This is a genomic window from Olivibacter ginsenosidimutans (assembly GCF_039542865.1).
Lineage (GTDB): Bacteria > Bacteroidota > Bacteroidia > Sphingobacteriales > Sphingobacteriaceae > Olivibacter > Olivibacter ginsenosidimutans.
This window is the reverse complement of sequence record NZ_BAABIQ010000040.1, coordinates 89,591-112,344: the sequence shown is the minus strand read 5'-3', so window position 1 is coordinate 112,344 and position 22,754 is coordinate 89,591. Positions and strand designations below refer to the sequence as shown.

General features: G+C 42.8%; 8 protein-coding genes. All 8 read left to right on the top strand.

The genetic code is table 11. From position 1 onward, the window contains the following. Positions 1 to 4: 4 nt before the first annotated feature. Positions 5 to 2,800, top strand: coding sequence for a family 78 glycoside hydrolase catalytic domain (locus ABD930_RS15370; RefSeq protein ID WP_345232659.1), 2,796 nt, complete (start codon positions 5 to 7; stop codon positions 2,798 to 2,800). Between the two features lie 109 nt (positions 2,801 to 2,909). Then, positions 2,910 to 5,954, top strand: a complete 3,045-nt coding sequence (locus ABD930_RS15365) for a glycosyl hydrolase (protein WP_345232657.1) — start codon at positions 2,910 to 2,912, stop codon at positions 5,952 to 5,954. A 167-nt stretch (positions 5,955 to 6,121) separates the two neighbouring features. Next, positions 6,122 to 8,776 carry a glycoside hydrolase family 78 protein gene (locus ABD930_RS15360; protein ID WP_345232655.1) on the top strand — a complete coding sequence of 885 codons (2,655 nt, stop codon included), beginning with the start codon at positions 6,122 to 6,124 and terminating at the stop codon, positions 8,774 to 8,776. Between the two features lie 382 nt (positions 8,777 to 9,158). Beyond that, complete coding sequence (locus ABD930_RS15355; protein WP_345232653.1) at positions 9,159 to 12,437, top strand: SusC/RagA family TonB-linked outer membrane protein; 3,279 nt, start codon at positions 9,159 to 9,161, stop codon at positions 12,435 to 12,437. 11 nt (positions 12,438 to 12,448) lie between these two features. Further along, a complete protein-coding gene (locus ABD930_RS15350; RefSeq protein ID WP_345232651.1) occupies positions 12,449 to 13,906 on the top strand; it encodes a RagB/SusD family nutrient uptake outer membrane protein in 1,458 nt (485 codons plus the stop codon). A 533-nt stretch (positions 13,907 to 14,439) separates the two neighbouring features. Beyond that, on the top strand, positions 14,440 to 17,604 hold the full coding sequence (locus tag ABD930_RS15345) for a SusC/RagA family TonB-linked outer membrane protein (RefSeq protein ID WP_345232649.1): 3,165 nt from the start codon (positions 14,440 to 14,442) through the stop codon (positions 17,602 to 17,604). A 10-nt stretch (positions 17,605 to 17,614) separates the two neighbouring features. Beyond that, positions 17,615 to 19,513 carry a RagB/SusD family nutrient uptake outer membrane protein gene (locus tag ABD930_RS15340; RefSeq protein WP_345232647.1) on the top strand — a complete coding sequence of 633 codons (1,899 nt, stop codon included), beginning with the start codon at positions 17,615 to 17,617 and terminating at the stop codon, positions 19,511 to 19,513. Positions 19,514 to 19,627: 114 nt separating this feature from the next. Beyond that, a complete protein-coding gene (locus ABD930_RS15335) occupies positions 19,628 to 22,750 on the top strand; it encodes a SusC/RagA family TonB-linked outer membrane protein (RefSeq protein WP_345232645.1) in 3,123 nt (1,040 codons plus the stop codon). Positions 22,751 to 22,754 lie beyond the last annotated feature (4 nt).

The window sequence follows — 22,754 nt, the reverse complement described above, 5'->3', positions numbered from 1 at the left end:
ATATATGATGAACCGATTGGATACTATTTTACGCTTGTTTTTCCTGCTCATCATACCCTATCTGGGGATGTCGTGGTGTTTTGCCGATAGCAGCATCAAGCCTGTTAACCTTCGGAACGAATACCTCGAAAACCCGACAGGGCTCGATGAACCGCTACCACGTTTCAGTTGGATTTTAACGGCGACCCATGAAAAGACTTTCGGACAAAAGCAACAGGCTTATCGGATTCTCGTGGCATCAAGTAAAGCATTACTCCAACAAGACCAGGCTGATCTTTGGGATTCAAAATGGGTGAGTTCGAATACTATGCAACAAATCGTATACGGTGGTAAGGCCTTGGCTTCTGATCGAACCTACTACTGGAAAGTTGCGGTAAAAGATGAAAAGGGGGAGCAATCGGCGTGGAGTGAACCGGCCTATTGGTCTACCGGACTGTTTCATGCGTCAGAAAAGCAGGCGCAATGGATCGGTACCGATCAGCTTTTTGATCCTAAGCAAGCCGATTGCAATATCGTTGACCCTTGGCTACGAAAAAGTTTTGATTTGCCCTTTCAACCGCAAAAGGCTACCCTCTTCGTGGCTTCGGTTGGTTTTCATGAGGTCTATGTGAATGGCAAGCGGATAGGAGATGATGTGCTGGCACCGGCAGTGACTGATCATACCAAGCGTGCCCGTTATGTGACCTATGATTTAGCACCTGCTTTGAAGAAGGGCAAAAATGTAGTGGCCATCTGGCTGGGTACCTCTTGGTCGATCCATGGCCCCTATGTGACCAAAGATCGGCCTAATACGCCAATTGTATGGGCGCAGGCCGCTATTTTTAAGGAAAAAACACCTTCGGCGAGTGCACGGCCGGATAAGTTGCTGCTGACCGATGCTTCATGGAAGACACATAAAAGTCCGAATAAACTATTGGGCGTCTGGAATTCAAATCGCATGGGTGGTGAGCAATGGAATGCCCATGATGAACTACCCGATTGGAATACCGTAGCCGCAGACGAATCCACTTGGCAGCAAGCGGTAGTTTATCACCCAGAGTTAACGTTATCGGCACAGCAGGTAGAGAAAAACTATTTGACGAAAGAAATTAAACCTGTTGGTATCGAAGAACGGCCGGACGGGAGCTTCCGTGTGGATATGGGCGTCAATTTTGCTGGTTGGACAGAAGTAAAACTGAAAGGTCATCCAGGGGATACCGTACAATTTCTTTATTCGGAGCGTGAACAGGAAGACATGACCTTCGGTTTGCACAGCGCTTATATCCTAGGAGCAAGTGGCAAAGGTACTTTCCGTAACCGATTTAACTATAGCTCTGGACGTTGGATTACGATTAAGGGTTTGCAGCATAAACCGAAATTGTCGGATATTAAAGGATGGATGGTGCGTACAGGCTATAAACCTGCAGTAACCTTTGCTTGTTCGGATGCGTTGCAGCAATGGATTTACGATAAGGTACGTTGGACTTATGAGAATTTATCCTTGGGAGGTTATATCGTCGATTGCCCGCAACGGGAACGACTAGGTTATGGTGGGGATGCCCATGCTACGTGTGAAACGGGTATGCTGAACTTCCATGTAGGAGCATTTTATACCAAATGGATGGAAGACTGGCGAGACGTTAGTGGCACGGAAAGTATTGTAGGCGATATGTATGATACGTCTTTTGCGCGTAAAGCGGTAATGAGTGGAAGAATTTTTAATAATGGTATTCTACCACATACCGCACCGACCTATATGGGTGGTGGAGGCCCCGCGTGGGGTGGTATTGTGGTTACCCTACCATGGTTGTTTTATCAACAACAGGGCGATAAACGTATATTAGAGCGAAACTTTGACTTAATTAGCCATTGGCTTTCTTTTTTGGATACCCATACGGAAAACGGACTGCTACAACGCTTTGGTGGGAATTGGGATTTCTTGGGCGACTGGCTTTGGCCACATGCAACGGCAGAGGGGATGAACAATGATAAGCCAGAAACACTGTGCCTCAATAATTGCTATCGGGTATATAATTTGCGAACAGCCGTGAAGATTGCACGGACGATTGGGCGCGATGCCGATGCCGAGCGTTGGGAAAAGGAAGCCAATAACTATAGCAAACATATCCATGCGCGTTTTTATAATGCGGCTGATCATAGTTACGCGGATAGTTCCATGGCTAACCTGGCAGCCGCTTTATTGGCCGATGTAATGCCTCATGAACTTCGCGAACCGATTATGAAGCGATTGGAACATGAAATTTTGGTGCGTAAGAACGGGCATATTCATGTCGGTATTACAGCAGGTGCTTTACTGTTTAAGTTGCTTCGAGAACAGCATCGGGATGATCTCATTTATTCGATGACTGCACAAACCGACTATCCAAGTTGGGGCTATATGAAGGCTAATGGGGCAACCAGTATTTGGGAAATGTGGGAAAAAGATTTACCGGGACACTCCTTATTGCATAGCTCTTATTTGTTCCCTGGTGCATGGTATATCGATGGGGTAGCAGGCATAGGAATAGATCCAAATAAACCGGGTTACCAAAATTTTGTGATTAGTCCACCTACCATTCCTACCTTAACGTGGGCAGAAGCTTCGATGGAATCTCCAGCAGGCTTGATCGAGGTGAAATGGAAGCGTCAAGATGGACAGCTTCGCATGCAGATCACGGTTCCCCCAAATTGTACAGCCACACTACGTTTATCGAAGGATGAACAATTATCCTTGGCGGCGTATAAGGATTATATGAAGGCAGTAGGTATTCAGGGAAACCAACAAGTGTATGAATTGCAAGCAGGAAAATATGTTTTATAACAGCATTAGGCTTTAGGCTATAAGCTATAAGCATACAGCTTATGGCATACCGCTTATAGCCTATTGCATATGGCTTATAGCTTAATGCTGAATTAACCTTTTATAAAAAATGGTATTCAAAAAAAATCGCGTGATTTATTTCGTAGGACTGTGCATGATGGCCTTTTGTTCGGCCTGTTTGTCGCCCAACGGCCACCAGTCGAAAGAACCGGATACAGAAGACTTATTCAGCGCTTTCGTAAACCCTCCTGATTCGGTGCGACCGGGCGTTTATTGGTATTTTATGGATGGTAACCTATCCAAAGAGGGCATGACAAAAGACTTGGAATCGATGAAGCAAGCAGGGATTGGAAGTGTGGTTTTTCTGGAGGTTAACGTTGGGGTGCCCCGGGGGCATATTGATTTTTTAAGTGAGACATGGCAAGATCATTTTGCCTATGCGGTGAAAGAAGCAGAAAGGTTGGGAATAGAGGTCATCCTCGGCTCTGGTCCCGGATGGGCGGGTAGCGGTGGCCCTTGGGTAAAACCGGAACAATCGATGCAACATCTTGTTGCCAGTCGGGTAACGATCAAAGGCGATGGGCGTATGCAGCACCTACAGCTACCTAAACCCCAACCGAAAAAACCGTTTTTTGGGGAAGGAGCACTTACGCCGGAATTAAGGGAAAAATGGTTAAACTATTATCAGGATGTAGCGGTATTGGCTTTCCCCTCAATCCCGAATCGAGATTCGATAGCCGATATAGAGGAAAAAGCGCTTTATTATCGGGCTCCCTACTCTTCCGCACCAGGGGTGAAACCGCGATTAACGATGCCCGATTCTTCGGTAATACCAAAACAGATGGCAATCCAGTCAAAGCAAATCATCGATTTAAGCGACAAGCTACAACAAGATGGCTCTTTGGATTGGGAGGCACCCGCAGGCAATTGGACCATTATGCGTTTTGGTTGCCGAAATAATGGTGCAGTAACTCGTCCGGCACCTATGCCTGGACTGGGTTTTGAAGTAGATAAGATGGATAGCGCCGCTTTTAGGGCACATCTCGATCATTATGTGGGTGCTTTATTGAAGAAAATTGGTGTTCCTAAGCCTGAACAACAAGGGGGATTGAAGCGTTTGCATATCGATAGCTGGGAAATGGGTGCCCAAAACTGGACGGCAAATTTCAGAGCAGCTTTTAAAAAGAGAAGAGGGTATGACCCGCAACCTTATTACCCCATTTATGCAGGCTATGCGGTTGGTGATGGAGAAACCAGTGAACGCTTTCTATGGGATTTACGCCTAACGGCACAAGAGCTGATACTGGCTAACCATGCGCAATACCTGAAACAATACAGCCACGATAATAACCTTAAATTGTCTATAGAACCCTATGATATGAACCCGAATTCGGATATGGATTTAGGGGCGATAGCCGATGTTCCAATGGCGGAATTCTGGAGTAAAGGTTACGGTTTTAACACGGTTTTTAGTGTACTTGAAGCGACTTCCATTGCGCATATTGGTGGAAAACAGCGGGTAGCCGCCGAGGCTTTTACGGCGCAGAATAATGAAGCTTGGAAACAATATCCTGAAGTGATGAAGAATCAGGGTGATTGGGCTTTTGCGATGGGTATTAATCAGTTTATGTACCATACTTTTCAACATCAAGCATTGGCGGATAGCTTACGTCCGGGAATGACTATGGGACCTTATGGCGTTCATTGGGACAGAAATCAAACGTGGTGGCCTTTAGTAGAGGGATACCATCGGTATATTGCCCGATGCTCTTATATCCTGCAGCAGGGACGAACAGTTGCTGATATCCTCTATCTTACACCAGAAGGTGCACCGCAAGTATTTACACCACCAGCCTCAGCGCTTAGCGATGATGAAGGGTTGCCAGATAAAAAAGGATATAATTTTGATGGCTGTAGTCCGCTGCAATTAATGGGGGCAAGGGTAAAAGACCATCGTGTTGTTTTTCCAAGTGGTGCCACTTATGCGGTGTTGGTGCTGCCCAATACGACGCGTATGACTCCTGCCTTAGCTGATAAAATACGGACATTGGTACAGGATGGAGCGACCGTTGTCGCCAACCCGCCACACCAATCACCTAGTCTCGTTCATTATCCGAATGGCGATACGGAACTAAAAGCCATTGTAAAAGAGATATGGGATGGCCCGATGGGGAAACCGGTAGAAAACAAGCCGGTCGGAAAAGGAGAAATAGTCTCTGGAACATCGTTATACGCAAAAGGTGAACTGTATCCGAGCTACGATGTCGTACAGGCAATACTAGAAAAAAAGGGAATAGTGGAGGATTTTTCTGGATCCGATGCGTTGCGGTATACGCATCGAACGGCTGCTGATTATGATATCTATTTTGTGTCGAATAAGACCGAACACCACGTGACAACGACTATTACCTTTAGAAATAAGGGTTCACAGCCAGAACTTTGGGATCCCTTAAATGGGCAGCGGCGTTTATTGGCAGATGTTAGTGAACAAGAACATCAACTAACGAAAATTCCGTTGCAGTTTGAATCCTACCAAAGCTATTTTATTGTCTTTCCAAAACAAAATAGCGGGATGAAAGGCGAAAAACCTTCTCGGAATAACGTATCTTTAAAAACCGTTCAAGATGTGCAAGGACTATGGAAATTAACCTTTGATTCCCGTTTAGGCGGACCAAAAAAGACTATCACCAGCAACTTGATCGATTGGAGTAAATCATCCAACGATAGTATGAAGTATTATTCGGGTATTGTACGTTATGAACAACATTTTGATGTACAGGAAATCTTACCAAAGCAGCCGGTATACTTGGATTTGGGACAAGTAAAAAACATGGCTAAGGTCTATGTAAACGGGAAAGATTTGGGAACAGTATGGACCGCACCTTGGCGTGTGGAAGTGACGGACGTGCTTAAGCAGCAAGATAATGTATTGAAAATCGAAGTGGCCAACCTTTGGGTAAATCGCTTAATCGGCGATCAGCAATACCCCGATGATGGTGTAAAAGATGGAAAATGGCCGCAATGGTTATTGGACGGAAAGCCTCGAAATAGTCAACGGGTTACCTTCACCACCTTTAATCCTTACAACAAGAATGATACCTTGCGGACATCCGGTTTGCTGGGTCCAGTGCGTATTGTAACGTATGAAAAATAAAAAATGGAAAGTTTGCCTTCCGTAAGGAGGGTAAAAATTAAAATTTTAGTGGATAAACCTTTGAAAAGGGTTCTAATACCGTATACTAATTGTTATAAACCATGTATGTATTAAATAGCTATTCAAAAATTCAGAAAAGTTTGTGGATCGTTTTAATCTTTTGTACTGTGCTGAACGTAAAAGCAAAAGAATCACTCTCCCTTTATGACCTCACGTGTGAATACCAAGTCAACCCCTTGGGCATTGATCAATCGCACCCCAGACTAAGTTGGAAAATTCGGTCGGACGAAATGGATGTTTTTCAAACGGCGTACGAAATCAGGGTGACTACTGATCCAAAATCGTTCGTCCATAAGGGATTATCCTGGACCTCAGGAAAGGTCTCCAGTGACCAATCAGTACACATAGCCTATCAAGGAAATGAACTGAAAAGTGGCCAGCGCTACTATTGGCAAGTGCGTATCTGGGATAATAAAGGCCATGCCTCTTCTTGGAGTACAGTCAACTTTTGGGAAATGGGATTGTTAGCACCAAGCGACTGGAAAGCAAAATGGATTCAATATACCAAAGATACGCCGAAGGCCTCCGGGCCATCGCCCATGTTCCGTAAAGCGTGGAATACCAATGGTAAAATAAAGCAGGCACGCTTATACATCACATCTTATGGCTTATACGAAGCGTATATTAATGGAAAAAGGGTCGGGGATGCTTATTTTACACCGGGGTGGACAAGCTTTCACAAGCAGTTGCAATACCAAGTATATGATGTTTCATCCTTAGTGAAATCAGGAGATAATGCCATAGGTGTATCGTTGGGCGACGGGTGGTTCCGGGGGAATTTGATGGGCGGAAGGAATTTTTGGGGCAAAGACCTATCCTTATTAGCGCAGCTAGTGATTGAATATACCAATGGCGAACAACAGTTAATCATCAGTGATGATTCCTGGAAAACGAGCTTAAACGGCCCTATCCTGCTATCTGATATTTATGATGGCGAACGATATGATGCCAGAAAAGAAATCGCGAATTGGTCGACTGCGGAGTATAACGCACAACAATGGCAACCGGCACTCGTGAACGATACCCTATCGTATGAGCATCTCATTTCATCGGCGGCTCCTCTGGTAAAGACGCAAGAACATATCAAACCGGTTAAAATAATAACGACGCCCAAGGGGGAAAAAGTAATAGATTTTGGCCAAAATTTAGTGGGCTGGGTGAATTTCCATGTAAAAGGGCAAGCAGGAGATTCAGTGGTTATTAGCCATGCAGAAGTGCTGGATAAGGAGGGTAATTTTTATATTGAAAATCTGCGTCGTGCTAAACAACAGCTTACCTACACCCTAAAAGGAGGAGCGGAAGAACACTACCATCCGCATTTTTCTTTTCAGGGTTTCCGTTACATCAAGATAGACGGGGCTAAAGAGTTGATTGATTTAGCCAATATTGAAGCGGTGGTACTGCATTCAGACATGCAACAAACAGGTACCTTCGAAACGTCTAATGCCTTAATTAATCAATTACAACATAATATTCAGTGGGGTCAAAAAGGGAATTTTGTAGATGTGCCGACAGATTGCCCACAACGAGATGAACGTTTGGGTTGGACGGGTGATGCACAGGCATTTTTTACTACAGCGGCGTATAACCGAGATGTCGCTGGCTTTTTTATTAAATGGTTAAAAGATGTAAAAGCCGATCAGTTTAAAAGTGGGGCTATTCCGCATGTTGTTCCCTATATGTTTAATGGCGAGCAAGGTGGATCTGCTGGTTGGGCAGATGTGGCGACTATCATTCCATGGAATTTTTACCAGGTGTATGGTGACGAACAGATTTTAAAAGATCAATATACCTCTATGGTAAATTGGGTGCAATTCATGACAGATAATAGTACCGATGGCTTATGGAATAAAGGTTGGCATTTTGGTGACTGGCTTTTTTATGTTCCTAATGATGACCGAGACGGAAGAGCGGCTATTACCGATAAATACCTTATTGCACAATGTTTTTATGCCCATTCGGCGCAACTGATGATCAATGCGGCTTCGGTTTTGCATAAAAGTGATGATAAACAACGCTATGAGCAACTCTTGGAAAAGATAAAAAAGGCCTTCTTGCATGAATTTGTGACCCCCTCGGGAAGATTGGTCTCTAGTTCTCAAACGGCTTATGTCTTAGCCTTAAACTTCGATTTACTGCCAGAAAATATGCGTGCAGAGGCAGCGAAACGCTTGGTAGAAAATATTCGGAGCTACGATAATCACCTCACTACCGGATTTTTAGGAACACCCTACCTATGCCATGTACTCAGTCGCTTTGGCTACTTGGATGTGGCCTATCAATTGCTCCTGCAAGAGACTTACCCTTCATGGCTTTATCCCGTTAAGATGGGTGCAACGACTATTTGGGAACGTTGGGATGGTATTAAGCCCGACGGTACTTTCCAAAATAAAGACATGAACTCTTTTAATCATTATGCCTATGGTGCTATTGGCGACTGGATGTATAAAAATATCGCCGGAATACAACCTGATGAAATAATACCAGGTTATAAGCAGTTTCGTATAGCTCCAAAACCAGGCGGGGAAATAACGTCCGCAAAAGCCGATTTCGAAAGTGTTTATGGAAAAATAAGTTCTTCGTGGCGCATTGAAAATAATACCATGCATTTGGAAATAGAGGTGCCGCCTAATACGAAAGCGAAACTTGTTTTTCCTGATATAAAAACTGGAGAAGCCAAAGATGAAAAAGGAAAAACACTGGCCGATCAGGACGAGTGGCTCACCTCAGGTAAACATAGTGTTACTTTTAACGTGAAATAAGGTCGATTTCTCTACTACGGTCGAAATGACAAGGAGATAAAGTCGAAATGGATGGGGTCTGTTGGAGTGGTTTAAGCACAGTCCTTCCGTTCCGCTTAACTATCGCCTAGGAAATTTGTGATGTGCAGGTTGATGTATTACCGTTGAAGCAAATTTCCAAGCGATGGGCTTTTATTTCTTTTTGCGAGAAAAAGAAAACAATATTTTTAACATTTCTTAACATTCTTTGAAATAAATAAAAACATTAGGCGTTTAAATTGTTAATAAATTCCCGAGGATGCTAAAACAGGTTAATTAACTTCCAGCTTGGCTCTTATTCAAGTAAGGATCCAAGCTGGATTATAAATTTATTTAAATAGTTCTTGCTGTTAAATGATTACCTATGAAGCATCCATTGAATGCCCTGAGGGGCAAATGTCTAGTCGGGTTAGTTTCCCTGTCGCTATTTTCTCCGATCCTTCTCTTCGCGCAAGTTATTGACACCACAAAACGTGCGAGAGATACCACAAAGCAAACTACCGACACCACCAAGCAGGCGGTGGGTACCGCAACACAAACAAAGACCATTAAAGTTACCGGTGCAGTTACCGCTGCCGAATCCTCTAAGCCACTTCCTGGAGCAAGTATTATGCTAAAAGGAAGTAAAAAGGGCGCCAGAGCTAGAAAAAACGGTGTTTATAGTATCGAAGTGCCAGGAAATGCCACATTGGTGGTCAGTTATACCGGTTATCAAACGCGGGAAATTGCTGTTAATAATCGAGCCATAGTCGATGTTGGCCTAAATGCAGCCGTCAAAGAGCTGGAAGATGTCGTTGTTGTCGGTTACGGTACACAGCGTAAGCGCGACTTAACCGGCGCGGTAACCAGTTTAGCAAAAAAAGACTTAGTTCCTGTACCAGCAGCTAATAGTTTTGATCAGATGATGCAAGGTAAAGTGGCCGGGGTGCAGATCAACCAAACCTCGGGTGCTCCGGGGGGTAATGTTAATATGGTGTTGCGCGGGATTAACTCAATAACAGGAGGAAGTCAACCGCTTTATGTAATCGATGGTTATCCAATTGGTTCAGGGGGTGGTGGATCAGAATTAACAGGCTATAGTTCGGATTCCTATTCTGTTTCTGGTATTATGGGGGTCAGTGGTGTTAATCGTGTCAATCCTCTTAGTAGTATCAATCCGGCCGATATCGAATCCATAGAGGTCCTTAAAGATGCTTCGGCAACGGCTATTTATGGGTCTCGTGGGGCAAACGGTGTCATTATCGTTACGACAAAGCGAGGCAAAGGGGGTGTCTCTTCCGTGAATTTTGAACATTCTTCGGGTATACAAGAGGTACAACATCAATTAGATCTATTGACACCGCAGGAATATGCCGAATTTGTAGCAGAGGGGCGTGATAATGCATGGGTGTTCTCAGGAGGTAATGCTTCCGATCCCAACGATGTACGCGATGGTACATCTGTGGTTAAACCGGCCTTCCGAAACCCAGAACAGTTTGCCGGTAAGGGTACCAATTGGCAGGATGTGATTTTTCGCAGAGCCTTGGTCCAAAACTATCAGCTATCCGTCACGGGCAATAAAGAAACCATTAACTATGCCATCTCTGGTGGATATATGAACCAGAAAGGTATTATTATTGGTTCTGACTTCAAAAAGTTTAACCTTAGGGCCAATCTAGATGTTGAATTAAACAAGAAGGTGAAAATCGGTACCTCCTTTGCCGGAACACACAATTTCGGCGACTTTGCGCGGGCAGAAGGAGATATCCAGTATCGCGGATTGATTGCCTCGGCCATTGGTAGCGATCCTACCATCCCGGTATACGATGAAAATGGAGGGTATTATTCCGAATTTTCTGACCCTTTGGGAATTCCGGTCGAGCATCCATTGATTATTGCTGATAACTTTTCGGATAAACGAAAAAATTCTAATGTTTTTTCCAATTCCTATGTAGAATATAAACCCATCGAAGAACTGACTTTAAAATCAACTGTGGGTGTTAATTATAACACAAGTCAGTCACGTGTGTGGAAATCTTCTAAAATAGGTCTAGCCACTAGTCGCACTGGAACCGCTTTGGCAGCAAGTACTCGGATCAATACCATGAACTGGCTCAATGAAAATACCGCTAGTTATCAAAAGACCTTTAATGATGTTCACCGAATTGATGCGGTGGTGGGTTTTACTATTCAAAAAAATCAGGATGATATTATGCAAGCAGGGGCCTCGGATTTTCCTACCGATGACATACACCTTATTGGTGGGGGAGTGGTATCTTCCGGAACGGATTATACCAGTGAATGGACGATGCTTTCCTGGTTAGGTCGCGTAAACTATACTTACGCAGATAAGTACTTACTTACAGCTACGGTTCGTCGAGACGGGAGCTCACGCTTTGGCACCAAAAACAGATGGGGTACTTTCCCTTCTGTATCCTTGGCATATCGCCTTTCTGAAGAAAACTTCCTAAAGGATGTTAAGGCGATCGATGAACTGAAGGTACGTGCCAGTTATGGAGTGGCAGGAAATAACTTGATTGGAAATTATGCTAGTTTAGCTCTATATGGCATGGCCAGAACCGTATCGGATGGATCGATTGTACTAGGTGTGACGCCCTCAACGATGGCTAACGATCTATTGGGCTGGGAAAAATCTCATCAGGTGAATGTGGGCTTGGATGCATCCTTCTTTGATAGTCGAGTTAACCTGACGGCTGATTTCTACCGTTCGCATAAAAAAGATTTGTTGCTGACAGTGGGCATGCCTCCGATTACCGGTGTTTCTACATCTATACAAAACATTGGTGAATTGGAAAATAAAGGACTAGAACTTACCTTGCATACGCAGAACATCAATGGTAAAGATTTTCGTTGGAGTAGCGATGCCACATTTAGCGTGAACCGTAATAAGGTGCTCGCCTTACATTCGGCTAATGGAGTGATCAAAACATCTGATTTCCAAGTTGCCCAAGTTGGATATCCTATTTCCAGCTTTCAGCTTTTGAATATTTTAGGAGTATTCCAAACAGCAGACGAAGTGGCTAATAGCGCGGTTCAAGCCCCTCAAACACAACCTGGCGATTATCGTTTTGAAGACGTAAACCAGGATGGAAAGATTGATATGAGCGATCGTACCATTGTGGGCGATCCATGGCCAGATTTTACTTGGGGTTTTGGCAACCAATTCAGTTATAAAGCTTTTAGCTTGGGTATTAGTATCTACGGTTCGCATGGGGGAGAGCTTTATTTTCAAGGTGGATCAACTAGCTTGAATGGAGCAGGAGTACAAAACCAATTGGATTTAATGAATGATCGTTGGCGTTCGCCTGAAAATCCAGGTAACGGAGAATATGCACGCGCTATACGTAATGATTATGCGCTGGGCATCAATGCCTATACCACTAAATATTTGTTTGATGCTTCTTTCGTTCGCATCAAGAACATTAATTTATCCTATACCTTGCCACAATCGCTTGTCGAACGCTGGAAACTGAAATCACTATCGGTTTTTGCCGATGTTTCCAATGTTTATACGTTTACGGATTATCCGGGATTTGACCCAGAGGCAAGTACAGGAGGGGATAATGTAGCCCGTACGGGTGTCGACTTCTACTCGTATCCTGTTCCAAGGACATATTCATTAGGTGTTAGGGCTTCATTTTAAAATTTAACGTTATGATTATAGCTAATATAAAAAAAATCACGCTTTGCACCTTTATGTTATTACTCGGTGCACTGTACAGTTGCCAAGACGATTTTCTGGATCGCGTACCATCGGATAAATTAAATGACGAAAATTCTTATCAAGATGAAAGTGGCTTTGAAAAAGGACTTATCGGATCTTATTCCCGACTCAGGGCTTTATATACAAAAAGCTCCCTTTTATATGCGGCCGAATTAATAACCGATAATGCAGAAATCAAATTTCAATCACCTTCAAATGATGAACAACAGTATGATCAAGTAGCATTGAATCCTGCAAACGGTTTAGTCAATGAGTTTTGGACCAACTGCTTGTTGACCATCGCTAACTGTAATATCATTCTCAATAAAATCAATGGCGTAGATTTCGACGAAACGGCAAAAAACCGGATAACTGGAGAGGCTAAGTTTCTTCGGGCTTTTTGTTATTTCTATCTCGTGCAACTTTATGGAAATGTACCATTGGTAACACAGAGCTTTAATAGCCCGGAGGAAGTTTACAACGCCGATCTGACCTTAAAACCCAGTTCGGATGTTTATCCATTTATCGTGGAAGATTTGCAAAGTGCAGAAAGCCTAATGCCAGGAGAATTGAATACCGATAAAACAAGAGCTTCCTTGGGTACCGTTAAGGCAGTATTGGGCAAGGTGTATCTAGCCATGCATGATTATGATCAGGCGGCTACCAAATTGAAGGAAGTCATCGATTTGAATCAGTATCAGCTGGTTAGTGACTATGGTTCTTTATTTAGTGCAGGTAACAATAATAAGGAAGAGTCGATGTTGGAAGTCCAATTCTTAAGCGGACAGACCATCGGAAACAATTTTTCGGCCCTGTTTACGCCACCGAATCTAAATACAACGCTTTTCCCGAATAATCAGCAAGGTTCTGGGCGGATCGTTCCTACCTTGGATATGATGAATACCTATGAGACAGGGGATAAGCGGAAGGAGGCATCAGTTGGCGATACCGTAACGCTAGCGGATGGGAGCAACGTCTACGCACGTTATGGCAAAAAGTTTGTAGACTGGAAGGCTACCGACCTGGAGGATGGTAGTGTAACTTTCACCATATTGCGTTACGCAGATGTACTACTCAGTTATGCTGAAGCATTAAATGAGCAAGGAAATACTGCCGACGCCTTAACGTATATTAATCAGGTGCGGGAAAGAGCTTCCTTGCCTGATCTTTCTGGATTAACGCAAGACGCTTGTCGGTTAGCTTTGGAGAAAGAACGACGGGTAGAGTTTTTTGATGAAGGAGACCGCTGGTTTGATTTGGTGCGTACCGGAAGAGCACAAGAAGTAATGAATGCTTATTTTGAAAATTTAAAATTGAATTTCAGTGTGGAGGATCATGAATTAATCTTCCCTATTCCATTTAGCGAAATACAAAATAACCCTGAGATTAAACAGAACCCAGGGTATTAAAGCGATCTAATGAAAGTCAGCTTTAAGCGTAAACGCACTTAGCTTTAACAAAGGGGTTATCTTTATTAACCCCTTTGTTAAAGCTTAATAGTAACCCGATAAATTCATTCTCCTAAACCAACCTTAACCGCAGGATCATTTCCATCTCTAATCCTCAGGAAGACTTGCTAAGTACTACACATAACGATGGTGGCAGATTTTTAGGGCAATAGCAGGATGGCGCAGACAGCTCAACATAGTACAGGACAGTAGAATACATTTTCTTTATTACTTTTATCCTTGTCGTATAGATAACCAATTTTTTAAACTTAAAAATAGATATGATGATAAAGCTACAAGTATAAAGCCTATGTTTCGTTGCGTTTTCCATTACAATACTTTCGAAGTAGATTTTGTTAACGTACTAAGCAAATAATTGCAGTCAATTTCTTATTTGCAATGTAAGCCAAAAAAGACAGCTTTTTGGTAGAGGCTTTTTATTGGCCTTTATCTGGGCTATCTAACCATTTATTACGCCAATTAAAATAAATTTTATGCGAAAAAAGAATTACGCACGTAATTGCCTAAAATGGCCTGTTCTAGGAATGATGTTGATGCTATTATGGGTGCAACACGCCTATGGACAGGAGCCTATCTTGGTAAAAGGAACAGTCATTGATTCTGTTAGTTTAACACCGATTCCTGGAGTAAGTGTATACGTTCAGGGAACATCAGCAGGCACAAAAACGGATGAGAATGGACAATACGCCATTCAGGTTGATCCAAAAGCGACCTTGCGTTTTGCCTATCTGGGTTATAATAGCCAAACGATTCTTGTAAGTGGTCAAACCATCATTAACGTTCAACTTTCATCACAAGACCAAGGTTTAGATGAAGTAGTTGTAGTAGGTTACGGAACGCAGAAAAAAGTATCGGTAACCGGTGCAGTATCTAGTGTTAGTAATAAAGAATTACGCAAAAGTTCGTCGGCCAGTTTAGCGGTATCTTTGGCTGGGCGACTATCAGGTTTAACCTCAATTCAGGCTAATGGCCAACCAGGGAGAGATGATGCCACATTATATTTGCGTGGCGCAGCCACTACGAACGGGAAAAACCCATTGATACTGATCGATGGCGTTCCTCGCGACAATATCCGTACACTCGATGCCAATGAAGTGGAATCGGTTACGGTATTAAAAGATGCCTCAGCTACGGCGGTATTTGGGGTACGGGGTGCTAATGGCGTAATTATGATTACTACCCGCCGTGGAAAAGAAGGGCAAACAGAATTTAACGTATCCCTGGACCAAAGCTATACTTCCTTAACGAGAGAACCGGAACGTTTACATTCGTGGGAATATATCGACCTAAGAAATGAGGCGGCAAAGAATGATCATCTAGAACTCCCCTTTAGCGATGAAGTACGAGCAAAGTTCGTCAATCCCTTATTGGGACTTGATCCTAATGATCCAGACTATGCTACCAAGGCGGCAGTACGACAGTATATGTATCCTGATCATGATTACTACCGCGAATTTATTTCGAAGTATACACCACAAACACGATTAAATGTAAATGCTACCGGTGGTAGCAATAGACTTTCCTACTTTGTCAATGCAGCGTATTTGCATCAGGGAGGAAATCTGAAAGTTGAACCAGAATCGGTGCTAGGATATGATCCATCTTCTTGGTTAGATCGGTATAACTTTCGAAGTAACTTGGATTATAAACTTAGTCCATCGCTATCTGCCTTCTTAAATATTGGAAGTTACATAGAAAAAGTGAATATGCCAGCAGCATGGTTATATGGAGGAGATACCAACTGGATGATTACAGACCTATTTTATCAAGCACAAACCATTTTGCCAATTACCCCCGGGCCAACAACGATTGATGGCTTTGGTGTTCAACCCGGACAGATCGTGGATCCAGGTTATCTCGATCGTTCGGCCTTCGAAATTATGAATCGCATGGGATACCGCAATGAACTCCGTTCAAACCTCAATAGTACCTTAGGTGCTCAATGGGATTTAAGCAAGTTGATTACTAAAGGCTTAAGTATAAAAGGGATGATCTCTTACGATACACGGGCAACTACAGCGATGCAAGGGGAGAAAAAGGAGAAACTGTATGGCGCCATTATTAATTATAATACGAATGAGTTGTCTTACGCGCTTAATCATCAAGATGAAAATCTGCTTAAATTGGTAAAAGGTGCTGATTCACGTTATAACATCAATTTACAAGGTTCTATCAATTATGCACGAACTTTTAATGAAAAGCATGAGGTAACGGGAATGTTCCTTGGTCAGCGTGATAAATGGGAAACCACAGCAGGCGAGATTCCATATAATGTTATTGGCTTGGCAAGTCGGTTCACCTATGCTTATGATAGTCGCTACTTGGCAGAGGTAAACTTAGGTTATAACGGCTCCGAACAATTTGCGCCAGGGCATCGTTTTGGTTTCTTCCCTGCGGTATCCCTAGGGTGGGTGCTTAGCAATGAAAAATTCTTGTCGAATAACCGATATGTTACCAATCTCAAATTACGGACATCCTATGGAAAAGTTGGTAATGACCAAATTGAAACCAAACGCTTCCTTTATCAGGACAATATTACCATGGGCAGTGGACCGCTAAGCAGCTTAGGGGGTGGCGTAAATATCGGATTATTGGGAAATCCCAATATCGGATGGGAAGTAGCGAAGAAACAGAATTACGGTATTGATCTCCAGTTGATGCACGACTTGGATATCACCTTTGATTATTTTATAGAACATCGAACGGATATTTTAATCTCAAGAGGAACGGTTCCAGAATTACAAGGAATTCCGTTGGATTATATACCGAAGGTAAATATGGGAAAGGTAAATAATAAGGGCTTTGAGCTGGAAATTGCCTATAATAAAGAAGTCTTTAATGGCTTTCAACTTAATATTAAAGGGAACTATGGCTTTAATAAAAATAATGTTGAATTTTACGACGAAGCCAAACGTGATGAAACATATACGTATCCCTATCGTACAACAGGTTTTTCACTGGGACAAGCGTGGGGCTATAAAATTGATTATAGCAATGGAAATGGTTATTTTAACACGCAAGAAGAGTTGGATGAGTATTTATCGCATACTACCTACAGCTTCGGAACACCAGGTTTAGGTGATTTTAAATACGTTGATCTAAATGGCGACGGCTTGATTAATGATAAAGATCAGGCGCCGATTAAATATACCAATATACCCGGGACTATCTTTGGTTTGAATGTAGGGTTTAATTATAAGGGAATTGACTGCAATATATTCTTTCAGGGAGTAGGCCGTTATTCCAGTTTATATGCTAATCAGGGCGTATATGAAAATATTAAACAAGGAACCTATTTTAGTTATCACCGTAACGCATGGACGCCAGAGCGTTATGCCAACGGAGAGGAAATAACCTATCCAGCACTAAGTACCCAGACCACAACCAATCATACGGCAAATGACTTTTTTGTTATGGACCGCTCCTTTATCCGATTGCGGAATGTAGAATTGGGATATACCCTACCTCAAAAGCTGTTTGAAAAGTGGGGCGTTAAGTCGTTGCGGATTTATGTGGGTGGCCAAAACTTATATGTATGGGATCACTTAAAAATGGATCATTTAGATCCTGAAACGAATGGCTCTTTAAGCTATCCAACGACAAAAATGTATAACCTAGGCTTAAATCTAACTTTATAATTGACTGAATATGAAAATGAAATTAGTATATGCATTAGGTCTGTTTGGATTGGTGCTGTGGACGGCTTGTAATAAAGCTTTGGATATGGCTCCAGACGGTAAAATTTCGATTGACGAGGTTTTTCAGGATGATGCTAAGGTGCGTGCTTATTTAAATACGTGTTATGACAACATGCCCGGTAAAGGGACATTGTATTATTTTTGGAGCAGAGGGCCTGTAGTTTGGAGCGACGAAGCCTGGGATACCGATGCAGAAGCCGAACCTACCTTAATGTCGGGTCGAATGTACAATGGTAATGCTTCAGCAGATAATCATCCTGCGGTTAATGTTAGTGCAGAAAATGGTAATGGCAATTATTGGGCGAGGTATTGGAATGCTATTTACAACTGTTCGGTTTTCATCAGCAGGATTGATCAGGCAACGGTCATTGAAGAGAAGAATCGACCAAGGTGGAAGGCTGAGGCACACTTATTACGTGCGTATTATTACGCTGAACTACTAAAGTGGTATGGTGCCGCACTGCCGATTATTCGTGAACCTCATCACTTTAGTGATGATTTTTCAAGTTTGCAGAAAGCAAGCTACTATGAGGTGGTCAAGTTTATTGAAGAGGATTGCAATGTTGCATTGGCCACACCTGAACTTCCATGGCGTATTACTTCTAGTGCGGAGGCTGGGAGAGTAAATAAAGCGATGGCAGAAGCCATTAAATCAAAAATGATGCTCTTTGCAGCAAGCCCACTATATAACAATGGTCAAGATCATTGGCAAGAAGCCTATGAATTGAACAAGGCTTCTTTAGAAAATTTACGAGCAAAGGGTTTTGCTTTATACAATCAAGTTAATTTTCCGCAAACCTATCAGTCGGCTACTGCCTTCTTTGGCCCAGACAATAATGCTAAGGCGGCCTTATATAATGAATATTTTACCAATACCATGGCCTATGCTACAAATCCGGTTGATAAAGAAACCCTTTACCAAAGTAGACAAGGTCAAGGAGACGTTTGGTATATGGACGGTATTGGTGCGCAGGATGGCTATAAATCCGGAACCTGTCCGTCACAGGAAATAGTGGATGCCTATGAGACTAAGGATGGTCAGCCTATATTGGATTTAGATCAACCGTATTTGGATGAAAAACATTTGCAACCTAATTATAATCCGAATAACACCCTATATGATCCGCAAGATCCGTATGCAAACAGAGATCCACGGTTTTATGCCTCTATTTATTATAACGGATCCAAAAGGAAGGCTAATTGGAGTTTTGCGGAAGCTCCAGAATCTCCAGAGAATTATCCAGCAAGTAATGGAAATCGCGTCCGCATCATCTCTACCTATATTGGTGAACCTCGTACGGGCATCCATGCCAGCACCCGTTCGGCTACGCGAACAGGATATTATGAGCGAAAGTTTTTACATCCCAGCTCGGGAAGTGATAATCGGGTAGCAGGCGCGAACTGGAAGTTGTTTCGCTTGGGTGAAGTTATCTTGAATTTCGCTGAAGCAGCGGCAGAATCAGGCCATTTGGATGAAGCCCGTGCCGCAGTTAATGAAATTCGCGCACGGGTGGATATGCCGCCCGTATCAGCGGGTTTATCACAACAGGAGCTGATTACGCGGGTGAGGCATGAACGTCAGGTCGAGTTAGCTTTTGAAGAAAACCGCTATTTCGACGTCCGTAGATGGTCTAGTCCAACAGCAGATTTGTCGAATACGGATAAATGGATTACAGCGGCAGCGATAACCCGGAATGCAGACGGTAGCTACACGTATAATCGGCGTACGGTAAGAAGCGAGTCACGCTTGTGCTATATCAATAAGTACTTGTTTTTGCCTATTCCTTTGGCTGAAGCAAATCGTTTATTGGCCATCACAGGGGCCAATTGGCAAAATTCAGGCTGGTAGTTTTAGGTTAAGTTTTGATGAATTAACAAACGAAACGATACAGCCTTTAAAAACAAAACGCGAAGCATTCATGAATTTCATGAAGAATAAGCAACAAATGATAATTAGTTACATATGAATCATAAAAAATCCAAACAACATACCTGCACCCTCTTGTGCTTGTGCTTCGGCTTGCTTCTACATGTCGTAAGCTTTGCTCAGGAAGAAGGTATTTCCGTAAAACTGAAGGGTAAAATAACGGATCAATGGGGAAAATCCTTAGTTGGTGTAGCTATTACATCAGAAAATGGAAAGAGCGGGACATCTACCGATTATGAAGGAGCCTTTGAACTGGAAGTAGATGATGGAAGTAAAGCGGTCCGCATCGAAAAGAATGGTTTGATTAGTCAACAGATACCCTGCACGCCAAACGAACATATTTCCGTCAAGCTACAACCTGATGTACATCGCTTGGATGAAATGGTCGGATTGGGCTATTCTGTTATGCGACGAGGAGCCTTAAGTGGTGCAGTAGCGAGTGTTCGTGGCGAAGAACTGGAACGCGCACCTGTGGCCAATCTAAGCATGAGTTTTGCCGGAAGATTCCCCGGTCTAATCACCCAAGAGGCTTCATCTGAATTGTCACGTGCAAATACTACACTATATGTACGTGGCGTTTCTGCCGCCCGTGCAAATGGACCTTTAGCGATGATTGATGGTATTATCACTTCTTACAATGCAAACCAAACTTTGGAATACATTTCGGCCAATGAAATCGAATCGATTAGTGTATTAAAAGATGCCGCCTCCCAAGCGATGTATGGTACATTAGGGGCTAATGGTATACTCGTCATTACAACGAAAAGAGGACAGAAAGGGCCATTACGAATGTCAACCACATTGGACCAAGCAGTACAACAAGTAAGTACCAAACCGACGTTCATCAGTGCCGCTACGTATGCGGAACTCCGAAATCAAGCTGCTATTAACGATGGTGTATCTCCATTCTTTACCGACGAAGAAATTGGCCATTTTAGAAATGGAGATATCCCGCAACTATATCCCAATAATAACTGGTACGACTATTATATGAAGGATTTAAGCACCATGCAACGGGTTGGTGTGAATGTCAATGGTGGAAATGATAAGATTACTTTCTATTCAAACGTAAATTTTATGCACCAAGCTGGTATTTATCATACAGACCAGCCGGATTATCGTACCGATCCTTATAATTTATGGGTGAACTATCGTTCTAACGTCGATATGAAGCTCAATAGTTACCTTAGTGCTTTTGTACGTCTGGCTGGCAATGTGAAACGGGAGCATACACCAGGTTCAAGTGTAGCGAATGTATATAGCAGTATCTTTCAATTGCCACCAACGATGTATGGACCGGTAACACCAGATGTCTTTGACCAAACGACGGGGCAACTGAGCGATTCAAGTGGTCAGGTGTTAACGACACAACTCATAGGGAGTCCGACATATGGTCAGCTAAATCGTTCGGGTTATGTAAATCACACAGTAACGAATATTACTTCGCAGTTTGGGCTGAACATGGATTTGAGCTTTCTCACTAAAGGCTTGAAAGCTACGGGAATTTTTGCGTATCAAACCAATTCTGTGGGCAGTTTAAGTACGCTCCAAAATTATGAACGTTGGCAGCGTGACCCACAGAAACAAAATGAATTGGTATTCATTCGTAAAGGAGAGGATACGAATAGCCCATTAGCCTATTCCAAAAGCCACTCACATTATTATCATTTAACGTACAATGGGGTATTGAATTATCAGCGATCCTTTGGCTTGCATGAGCTAAGTGGTACCGCTTATGCTTATTACCAGAATTTAACTAAAGCTAATACGAATAGTCCCGATCTATTACCATACAATCGATTTAGTTCCGGTTTAGATGCAAATTATGGCTATGATAACCGCTATTTCTTACGTGCGGTGACGAGTTATTCGGGTTCGGAGCAATTTGCTCCAGATCATCGTTATACCTTTTTGCCTGCATTCTCAGCGGCTTGGACGGTCTCTAATGAAACCTTCTTAGCGGATAGCCGCATCTTAACCAATCTTCATTTGCGGGCTGCTTGGGGTAAAACGGCCAATGATCTAAGTGGACTGGCGCGCTATTCTTATTTGGATGATATCGAATTGTCTAGTGGTGGGCCTCTAAGCTATTTGAAATACCAAATTAATGAGAAAAGCTTTGGTAATCCGAATTTGTCAGCAGAAATCTCTACAAAAACTAATCTGGGTCTAGATATCGGCTTTTTTCAGGCACTCAACCTGTCTGTAGATGTTTTTAAGGAACGTATGGAAAATATGGTGATCGATGCTATAAGTACCATTCCTGCATATCAAGGTATTCCTTTGGATAGCTATCCATCGATAAACGGAGGAGTTTTTGAAAACAAGGGCTACGAACTCACCTTAGATTATCATCGCGCCATCAACAAGGATTTGCAATTCACTGTGGGAGGTTCCATCTCCCATATGAAGAATAAGGTAATCTCTATAGATGAAGCGATGCGCGCTGAAGATTACGCTTATCGTTACCAAGCAGAAGGCTTTGCTTATGGGCAAGCCTTTGGCTATCTAGTTGATTACAGTAATGGTAATGGATACTTTAACTCATCAGAAGAGTTAAATAGCAATCAAATAAAGTATAACGTGGCCCCAAGGGTTGGTGATCTAAAGTTTATTGATTTTAATGGCGATGGTGAACTGGATGATAAAGATTATGCACCTTTAGGAACGGGGGCTATTCCTGAATATGTTTATTCTTTTTATGGTGGTCTAGATTATAAGGGTTTTGATCTCCATATTTTGTTTCAGGGACTCGGAAAATATGCACGATTTATGAGTGGCTTGGGGGTTTGGGAAACAAATTATGACGGGGTATTTACGGCGTTACATGAACACGCTTGGACACCGGAACGCTATGCGAATGGTGAAGAAATTTCTTATCCGGCACTGTCAACTCGAACAAGTTCTAGTCAAGTAAACTCCAGCTTTAATGTGTTTGATCGTTCTTATTTACGCTTAAAGAATGTAGAAATCGGCTATACGCTCTCCGGTCGTGCGGCGCAGGTTATTGGGGCACAAAAAATCCGCTTTAAGTTGTCTGGTCAAAACTTGTTGACTTGGCACCACATGAAGACCGACGACTTTGGGCCAGAAGGTGGCGGCTATTCGACAATACCTGTTTATCGGGTTTATAATGTTGGTGTGAATTTGTATTTCTGAAGAT